The sequence below is a fragment of the Synechococcus sp. R6-10 genome (assembly GCF_047461815.1).
Lineage (GTDB): Bacteria > Cyanobacteriota > Cyanobacteriia > Thermostichales > Thermostichaceae > Thermostichus.
The window spans coordinates 1-8,824 of the sequence record NZ_JANSHW010000137.1; the positions used below are offsets into that span (position 1 = coordinate 1).

Annotated in this window: 8 protein-coding genes; 4 read left to right on the forward strand and 4 right to left on the reverse strand. The window is 59.8% G+C overall.

What is annotated here, in order from left to right; translation table 11 throughout:
• The 4 genes from NW837_RS04450 to NW837_RS04465 all read left to right on the forward strand — a co-directional run.
• Positions 1-969: TrkH family potassium uptake protein (locus NW837_RS04450; protein ID WP_414329434.1), on the forward strand; the 969-nt coding region annotated here is incomplete at its 5' end.
• 78 nt (positions 970-1,047) lie between these two features.
• Positions 1,048-2,154 (forward strand): phosphotransacetylase family protein, encoded by a 1,107-nt coding sequence (locus NW837_RS04455; protein ID WP_414329435.1) that lies wholly within the window; start codon positions 1,048-1,050, stop codon positions 2,152-2,154.
• A gap of 465 nt (positions 2,155-2,619) precedes the next feature.
• Entirely contained in the window at positions 2,620-3,120 is a 501-nt protein-coding gene (locus NW837_RS04460) for a ribonuclease H family protein (protein WP_414329436.1), read from the forward strand.
• Positions 3,121-3,215: 95 nt separating this feature from the next.
• The gene (locus tag NW837_RS04465) at positions 3,216-4,859 is read left to right on the forward strand and encodes a DUF3352 domain-containing protein (protein WP_414329437.1); all 1,644 of its coding nucleotides are present in this window, start codon (positions 3,216-3,218) and stop codon (positions 4,857-4,859) included.
• Positions 4,860-4,904: 45 nt separating this feature from the next.
• Here NW837_RS04465 and NW837_RS04470 read toward each other — a convergent pair whose 3' ends face one another.
• From NW837_RS04470 to NW837_RS04485, 4 genes are all read right to left on the reverse strand, one after another.
• Positions 4,905-5,648: a response regulator gene (locus tag NW837_RS04470; protein WP_414329441.1), complete on the reverse strand. Its 744-nt coding sequence runs from the start codon at positions 5,646-5,648 to the stop codon at positions 4,905-4,907.
• 68 nt (positions 5,649-5,716) lie between these two features.
• The gene (locus NW837_RS04475) at positions 5,717-6,475 is read right to left on the reverse strand and encodes a sensor histidine kinase (protein WP_414329438.1); all 759 of its coding nucleotides are present in this window, start codon (positions 6,473-6,475) and stop codon (positions 5,717-5,719) included.
• 109 nt (positions 6,476-6,584) lie between these two features.
• Positions 6,585-8,063, reverse strand: a complete 1,479-nt coding sequence (locus NW837_RS04480) for a sensor histidine kinase (protein ID WP_414329439.1) — start codon at positions 8,061-8,063, stop codon at positions 6,585-6,587.
• Positions 8,064-8,207: 144 nt separating this feature from the next.
• The coding region (locus NW837_RS04485) for a pentapeptide repeat-containing protein (RefSeq protein ID WP_414329440.1) at positions 8,208-8,824 on the reverse strand (617 nt) is incomplete at its 5' end.

The following is an 8,824-nucleotide window of genomic DNA, read 5'->3' on the forward strand; positions in this document are numbered from 1 at the left end:
GGGGCGATCCTGGAATTGACTCGGCGGGTGCTGCTGGGGGTCACTCTCATTGAGTTGGGGGGGGCTTTGCTGCTCTGGGTGCATTGGCGGGATCTCTATGGGCCGGAGCGGGCGGTTTTTCTGGCTATTTTTCACGCGGTGTCCGCCTTTTGTAATGCGGGATTCGACCTGTTTGGCCGGGAAGGGATCCCTACAGACGGTCTGTCGCTGGCGATTTTGGCCGGTCTGATCTTTATCGGCGGTTTGGGCATCCCAGTTTTGTCGGATTTGTTAACCTGGCCACGGGGCCACCGCCCCTCTCTGCACACCCGGATTACCCTGGGCGTGGTGGTGGTTTTGCTCTGCACGGGCGGCATTGGCTTGTTTTTGGGAGAGAGCTTGCCCGGTGGATCCCTGCTGGAGGTAAGCTGGCCCCACCGCTTGGGCCTGACGTTTTTTCAGTCGGTTTCTGCCCGAACGGCTGGGTTTGCCGGGATCCCCATTGAGGATTTGACCCCGGCAAGCCAGTTGCTGCTGATGGCTCTCATGTTTATTGGGGCAGCCCCAGCTTCTATGGGGGGCGGCATGACCACCGGCACCTTGGCGGTGTTGGTGTTGGCCCTCTGGGGCTATGCCCGCGGTTTGCCCAGCGCTCAGATTGCCGGGCGCAGCTTGGATCCCTCCATGGTGCGCAAGGCGGCAGCGGTGTTAACGGTTTCTCTGTTTGTGGTATTGTTGGCGGCTTGGTTGATTTTGCTGACCCACAGTAACAGTAGGTTGGATCCGGTGTTGTTTGAGGTGATCTCCGCCTTCGCCACCTGCGGCCTCTCGACGGGCTTTACCGGGGAGCTCAACTGGTTTGGCCAACTGATCATTGTGCTGGTGATGTTCTGGGGCCGGTTGGGGGCATTGACGATTGTCTTGGCCTTGGCTCAACAACAGCCCCGCCCGTTGGTAACCTACCCTGAAGAGTCGATCCTAATCGGTTAGTCCAGAACTGAGGAGAGAGCAGCCTCCGTTAGACTGAGTAAGGGATCCCTTCGTCCCTCTCGTTACCGGGAGCCATCCGTGTCCAAGTTCCTTTTAATTGGTTCTACTGAGCCCTTCAGCGGTAAGTCGGCTGCCATCTTGGGTTTGGCCAAGCATCTGCAGCAGCAAGGGATGAAAGTCACCTATGGGAAGCCCATCGGTTCTTGCGAGCGGGAGGATTGCTCGCTGGAAGGGGGCGATCCGGATATGCGCTTTGTGGCGGAGTCTCTGCGGCTGACGATGGATCAAATGCCGCCGATGCTGCTCCGGCTCAACGAAGAGGCTTTGCTGGCTCAAATGAAGCGAGCTCCCGGGGATCCAGCTCCAGAGTGCCCGGTTGCCCCTCTGTTGGAGTTTGTCCAGCGCTCCCCTGCCGATTTGGTGCTGCTGGAAGGCCCAGCCGATCTTTACGAGGGGGAATTGTTTGGCCTGTCGCTGGCCAAGATGGCCCAAGCCCTGGATGCTCCGGTACTGCTGATCAGTCGCTACCATTCCTCCTTGGCTGTTGATTCTCTTCTCTTTGTCCATCGTCAACTGGGATCCCGCTTGGCAGGCGTGCTGCTGAACGATGTGCCACCTGACCAAATGCAACCGGCAAAAACGATCATTCGGCCTTTTTTGGAGGGACACGGGATCCCGGTGCTGGGGATTTTGCCCTCCCATCGCATTTTGCGCAGCATCAGCGTTGGGGAGTTGGCGCGGCAACTGGATGCCGAGGTGCTCTGCTGCCCGGATCGGATGGACTTGATGGTTGAAGACATTGCGGTAGGGGCGATGAACGTCAACTCGGCCTTGAAGTACTTCCGTAAGCTGGATCACAAGGCGGTGATCACCGGCGGAGACCGCACCGATATTCAACTGGCCGCCCTAGAAACTTCCACCCTCTGCCTGATCTTGACCGGCAAGCTCCCTCTGGATCCCCGCATTCAGTCTCGAGCAGAAGAGCTGGAAGTGCCGATCCTCTCGGTGGATCTGGACACCTTCACCACCATCAACCGCATCGAACGGGTTTTTGGGCAGATTCGCCTGCACGAGGAGGTGAAAGTCCGCTGCATCCAAGAGCTAATGTCAGCGAATTTTGACTTTTCCCGTCTCTATGCTCATTTGGGCTTGACACAACCCCTAGTGTCGGCGGTAGGTGCATAAGAAAAGTTATTACTGGCTTCTCTATATTTGGTGTCTAAATAGATATTTCTTCGAGATTGAGCACTATATCTGATCAAGACGAAATAAGCTCAGTTTTGACGCGCTGGTCTCTAGTGTCTGATGCTTTCCAGTATCTGCAATGATTTCTGCAAAAAAACGCAGGGATCTCTCGCCGGTTTGGCCTACTCACCGAATTCGAGAGATATCATGCGAGTATTCATCACCTCAACACACCACTCCTCCCCCAGATTTTCTGGGGGTTTTTGTTCGTACTGTTTTTAACCTTGTGCGTCAGTGTCACGTAAGCTGATGTTGACGGGGTTTATGCTGCTAATAGTGTGAAACAAAGCTTTTCTGAAGCTGAATACACTAAATAGTGGTGCTGGCACGCCCTTGTGCGGTAAGATGCAGTGTCTGTTGTCGAGCCGGGATCCCAAATCTTCCCGTTAGCATCGGATGAGCACCATGACCAAGGTTTCACGGATGCGCAGCCGCAAAGGAGCGCGCCCCAGCCGTCTGGCTGCCTGCCCCCGCAGCGGCATCTTCACGGACGGGGGATGTTCTCCTAACCCGGGGCCAGGGGGATGGGCCGTGGTGGTGGTTCAAGATGATCGGGTTGTGGAAGAGTTTTGGGGAGGGGATCCCGATAGCACCAACAACCGCATGGAGTTGACCGGCCTCATCCGGGCCTTGCAATATTGCCGCCACACCCAGGGCAACGGCGTCGATACCATCTACAGCGACTCCCACCTTTGCGTACAGACCTACAACGACTGGATGGATCGCTGGGCAGCGCAGGGGTGGCGGCGGCGCACCGGGCCGGTGGAAAACTTGGATCTGGTTCAGGAACTGTATCAACTAAAGCAGCAGTGCCCTCAGGTGCAGGTGGTTTGGATCCAGGCTCACGAAGGGTTGCGCTGGAACGAGTACGTGGATGAGTTGGTCGCTCGCGCCCGGCCAAAGTAACAATTTCTACATATTCCGATGTATGAGGCTGCGATCACAGACAGGCTCTGAGTCCATCGCCTATCCTCAAGAGGACGGCTCGTCGCAGGTGTGATATGAAGACCCAACTTCAGTGCCGGTTTCGTCCTCTCTCCCTTACGTTGATGGCGGTGGGGGGCTCTTGGCTTCTGGGATCCTGCCAGCTCAGAGGGCCACAAGTGCAGTTGCCCGGCGATGTTCTGCCGGAAACCGCGCTGGTTCCCCAGTCGGCGCCCCTGGTGCTGACCTTTTCTACCCAACTGGAAGAATCTTTTCGCACTCACCCTGACCTTTTGGCCCAGTGGGAGAGCTGGACGGCAGAAGCTTTGGCTGAAACCGGCAAGGAGTTCTCTCGGGAAGAGATGCAAGCTTGGGCTGGCGAGCAATTCACGATGGCAGTGGTGATCCCCAATCTGGTGCCCGGAGCTGCCGAGCCGGTGCCTGGGATCCTGTTTGGAGCCAGCACCCGCAACGCCGATTTGTCTGGGCAATTCTTGGCCCAGGTGCGGCAACAGGCAGCAGCAGAAGGGGCCAACTTCGAGCAGCGCCAGGAGCAGGGGGTCACCCTCTATGTGCAAACCAACGGAGAGCCGGGCGAGCGATGGGTAACTGCTGAGTTTGGCAACCGCTTTGTGGCGGTGGCCAACGACCCGAGGGTGATGCAGCAGGCGATTGCTGTGTATCGCGGCGAAGCAGAGCCGATTGGCCGCTCCGAAAGTTTCCGCACCGCTGTTGGCGATCTGTATAAGAGCGGCACGCTGGTCTTTGCCTACTTCAACTTCCAGGCTTTGCAGGAGGATCCCGAATCTTTCAAAGACTGGATGCAGGATCTGGATCCGGCGACGCTGGGATCCCTGCAACCCCTGCGCTCTTTGGCCATGGCTGCCCACTGGCAGGAGCAGGGCCTGCGGCTGCGCATGTTGACCCAGACCGATCCGAAAACCCAGGTGCAGGGGGGGTGGCAAACGGCTCGCGGCGAACTCATTCAGCGGCTGCCCGGCAATGCCTTGGCGGTGCTGACCACCCAGCAGATTGCCCAGCGCTGGCAAGCCGTTATGCCTGAGCTGGAGAAAGATCCGCCGGTCAAGGAGTCGTTAGAGGAGCTGCGGGCTGAGTTTCGCGCCAATACCCGTCTGGACTTGGAAAAAGATCTGCTGGCTTGGATGGATGGGGAGATGGCCCTGCTGGTGGCACCGGATGCCCAGGCCCATCCCCTGTTGCAGGGCATGGGAGCAGCCTTGGTGATCGAGACCAGCCAAAAAGACAAGGCCAACGCGGCCCTGACTCAGTTGGATCGGCTGGCCCAAGAATCGGGAGTAGGGGTAACGGAGGCGGGTGGACAGGTGACGTGGGCGGATCCCTTGTTCAACCGACCGCTTCTGGTGCGGGCTTGGGAAGGCAACTACCTGATCGTTACCACCAGCACGGCGGCGCTGCAAACCCTCGCCCAACGCCAGGGCAATTTGCTTCCCCAAACCGAGCCGCTGAAAACCCTCTACGATCAGTTGCCCAAGCCCAACTACGGCTACTTTTTGCTGAATTGGCAAGGGATCCGAACAGTGCTGGAGGCCACACTACCGGGTGGTTTGGCAGGCTTGGAGCCGGAGGCCCGTGAGCTGCTGACCCGCATCGATGGGCTGGGGATTACCAGCTACCCTGCCGGGGATCACGCCTTTGGGGTGGAGCTGCTGGTCACCGTGCCGCCCAAGCCACAGCCGTAAGCTCTTTCCCCCCTCTCCCTTGGGGAGAGGGGCTGGGGGTGAGAGCTACAGCCGAATCAAGCCATAGGTGAGAGCATAGCGAACCAGCTCGGTGCGGCTGCTGGTGCCCGTCTTGTTCAGCAGGCGGGTCACGTATTTTTCCACGTTGCGCACGCTGGTTTGCAGCTGCTTGGCAATCTCCTTGTTCATCAGCCCTTCTGCCACCTTCTCCAACACCTGTTGTTCCCGCGGCGTCAGCTCTACCTTGATGGGTGGGGGCAGGGGGGTGGGGGCAGAGGTCTGGGCAGGCGTGGCTGTGGCAAGGGTGCGCTCCGACAGCAGGGCGCGAATCGAGGCCAGCTCGCGGGCCACCACCTCCGAAGGGCTGGCAGCGCGGGATCGCTCAATGAGATTGGAGACAATGGCCACCAGCTCCTCCGGATCGAAGGGCTTGGGCAAATAGGCATCGACACCGGCCCGGTAACCCTGGATGCGGTCGGCGGTCATCCCCTTGGCGGTGAGGAACACCACCGGCAGATGGCTGTAGGGCTCGAGTTTTCGCAGTTGGGCCAAAAATTGATAGCCATCCATGCCCGGCATCATGATGTCGGAGATGATCAACTGAGGCTGGGCCGTGCTGAGCAGTTGCAGAGCCTGCTGGGCGTTGGCCGCCGGGATCACCTCAAAGCCGCTGTCCTCGAGGTAGGCTTGCACCGCTTCCCGTAAGCCGGGTTCATCATCTACTAGCAGAATGCGGGCTGCTGGACTGGCAGCAGGGGGTTCGGGTTTGGCTTGGGGAGAAGAGGCCATCTGCAGCTCCTGGGTAGCGTTCAAGCGTTTGGCGGCACCTGCCATCCCATATCTCTACAATCTTCCTACTAACCTGTGGGCAATCTCAGGCAAAAACAGGAGCCTTGGGGGGAGCTTTCCACCTGGAGATCTCCGCCCATCCGGGTGGCCAGGTCGCGGCTAATGGCCAACCCCAGCCCCTGCCCTGGCTTAGAAAGATCTGCCCGAAAAAAGGGATCGAAGATCCGCTCCAGGTTCTCAGGGTGGATGCCGGGGCCGTTGTCGCAGACGGCAACGAACACTTCCCGTTGCGAAGCAGTTGAGGGATCTTCACCCAGCTCCACCTTCAGCCGGATCTCACCTGGGGGCGGGGTGTACTTGCAAGCGTTGTCGATCAAGTTATCAAGCACCTGCCGCAGGGCACGCGGATCGGCTTGTACAGGGGGTAGGGAAGGGGGCAGGACGGCTTGAAAGTGGTGTCCCTGGGTTTCGGCCAAGGCTTGATAAATGGGGATCCACTCCCGCAGCAGGTCGGCCAAGGAGAGGGGCTGAAGCTGGAGGGGGGCCGGGATCCCGTCCAAACGCTCGAACTCCGCCAGCAGCTCCTGCAAATGCTTGCACTCCTGTTCAATGCTCAGGCCAATCCAGTGGTTGCGATCCTCGGGGGGCAAGCGTTTTTGCAATAACTTGGCCAGCGTGCTCAGGGCGGTGAGAGGATTGCGCATTTCGTGAAGCAAAGTGGAAAGCTGCTGGGCAGAAAGAGTGACCCCCTTAACCTTGGGTTCTCCGGCTCCGCAGACGGGTTCAGGCTCTGGATGGTGTTCAGCAACTTTTCTGGCTCTCGGCATGGATCCAATCCCTAGACTCTCCCGGCGCTGGCAGATCGATCCTAGCCCTACCTCCCCTGCAATCCGCCATATCAATCCTGAGACGCTATCGGGATCCCAACTGGGTGGCTTATAGCTGGCGGGGCAGGTAGATGTTGAGAATTTCCCCCCGACGGGCGCGATGGCGCACGGTGAGGTAGCCCCCCAAGGCGCGGAACAGAGTTTGGGTGACGGGAAGGCTGAGGCTCACTGCACCGGTATCCGGCTGCACGACCAACAACTGCCCAATCGCCTGAGGGGATTTGGGCTCTGAGGCAACAGTGGCGTCGCTGCCCTCAGGTGTGTTGACCTGAAACTGAAGTTTGACCAGCTCCCCTGCGCTGACCAACTGGGCGCGAATGTGGCTGCCAGCCGGCGTGCTGCGGGCAATGCGGTCGACCATGCCAAACAGCACCGCTTCCAGCGCCTTGGGATCGCTGACCACATCCGGCAGCTCATCGGGAATCTCCAACTCCAGTTGGGATCCCCGCCGTTCCACCTGCTCCTGCCAGCGAGGCAGGTTTTGCCGCACCAAGTCCACCAGCGCAATGGGCTCTAGCTGAAGCCGACGCCCCTCCTGTGGGGTAGCAGCGGGCATCACCGTTTCTGTAGCCTGGAAAAACAGCCCGAAGCGGTTGATTTGCTCGGTACATTCGCGGTCAATTTTCTCCACGTATTCCCGTACCCGCGACGGCAGATCGTGCCGCTTCAGGATGAGACTAACCAAGGTGCGGATGGTGCTGAGGGGCGTCTGGATCTCGTGGATGAGAGCCCGCAACAGTTCTGCCTCCGAAAGGCTGTTCTGTTGGCCTTGACCGGCAGGCTGGCCATGGGAAGGAGGAGACCGCCGCTTCTGCCAATCTTCTGGCCGGGTTGTGGGCGCAGGGGAGTTCTCGGCTCTGGCGGGGGGTAAGCGAGCGGGCGGGGATCCCGACTCGGCCAGGTTTCCCAGCAGAAGAAGGCTGCTGAAGCGGGCCAGCACCCGCACATGGGGCTCCATCAGGGGATGGTGCTTCATCAACTGCTGCCAGAAGGGCAAGCGATCCGGCCTACCCTGTTGAACCCGCTGCTCTAGGATCTGCCAAGCCCGATGCACCACTTCCGGCTCAAAAGACACCATCATCCCCCTCTGCCGCGTGTGGGGGTGATGCCCTTGGGCGGCCACCGCCGAAAAAACAGGGGTGAGCACCAGCAAAAAAGGCTCCTCCACCAGGGGATCCTGCGGCAGGAGAGGGATCACCGTCTGGCCAGGGGTCAGAATCGACTCGGGGGACAAGTCGGGGGTAAACAGCCAGGGATCTTCACGGGCCAGCTCCCGCAGCTTCAGGTTCGGTTCTGGAGCGTCAATGGGCGACGGCAGTTGAGGCAGCGGATCCCGAACCACCCAGGGGGGCCACCAAGACACCGGCCCACCGATCACCACCCCAAACTGTCCAACTTCTTGCCATAGCTGGAGCAGGGCTGCCACCGTCTGCTGCCAGGAGCGCTCTCCTGCCCCCGGCAACCATTCCGGCAAGGGCAGATCGGCCCACAAAGCTTCCATCAAGGACAGAAATCGGCGGCTGTTCACGGATCTCTTTGACCCATCCTTCCCTTGTAGGGTAGCGGTTGTGGCCCCTCTGGGGCAGGGGAAAACCTCACCTTTTCCGGGGCGGATCCCCGTCTCACTCAGGGACAAGAATCCTCGTCCTCATACGGTAGCGAGTCTGTCCAATCAGCCTACCCGTCCATCCGGCAGAGTTGCCCCGCGCAAATTGGCCCCGCTGAGGTTGGCTGTGCTCAGATCGGCTCGGGTTAGGATTGCCTCGCCGAGATCGGCATTTTCCAGGTTGGTGCGGCCCAAATAGGCATCCACCAGGTTGGCACACCGCAAATCGGCCCCGGCCAGATTGGCCCGACTGAGATCTGCCCGCGCCAGTTTGGCCGAGCACAGACAACTGGCGGAAAGATCGGCTGCGGCCAGATCCGCCTCGCTCAAGTTGGCCTCTGTCAGATTCACCTGGCGAAGTATCGCCTCCTTCAAGTTGGCCCGCGCCATCTGCACCCCTTGCAGGTCTGCCCCCAAAAAAGAAACCCCCCTCAGGTCGGTCTCGCTCAGGATGGCCCCTTGCAAACGGGCTTGCTGCAGATTGGCCCCTTGCAAGTTGGCTTTGATCAGACTGGCCTCTTTCAGGTTGGCCCCGCTCAGGTCGGCCCGCGTCAAATCCGCTCCCGACAGGTTGGCTCCGCTGAGATCGGCGCGGCTAAGATTGGCGTTGCGCAATACCGCTCCCCGGCGGCTATCGAAACGGAGATTAGCCCCCCGCAAGCAAGCTCCCCCCAAGTTGGCAC

What these genes read in the sequence shown, in the direction of transcription:
- NW837_RS04460 (WP_414329436.1), top strand. Translation starts at nt 2,620, where the DNA reads ATGACCAAGGTTTCACGGATGCGCAGCCGCAAAGGAGCGCGCCCCAGC.
- NW837_RS04465 (WP_414329437.1), top strand. Translation starts at nt 3,216, where the DNA reads ATGAAGACCCAACTTCAGTGCCGGTTTCGTCCTCTCTCCCTTACGTTG.
- NW837_RS04470 (WP_414329441.1), bottom strand. Translation starts at nt 5,648, where the DNA reads ATGGCCTCTTCTCCCCAAGCCAAACCCGAACCCCCTGCTGCCAGTCCA.
- NW837_RS04475 (WP_414329438.1), bottom strand. Translation starts at nt 6,475, where the DNA reads ATGCCGAGAGCCAGAAAAGTTGCTGAACACCATCCAGAGCCTGAACCC.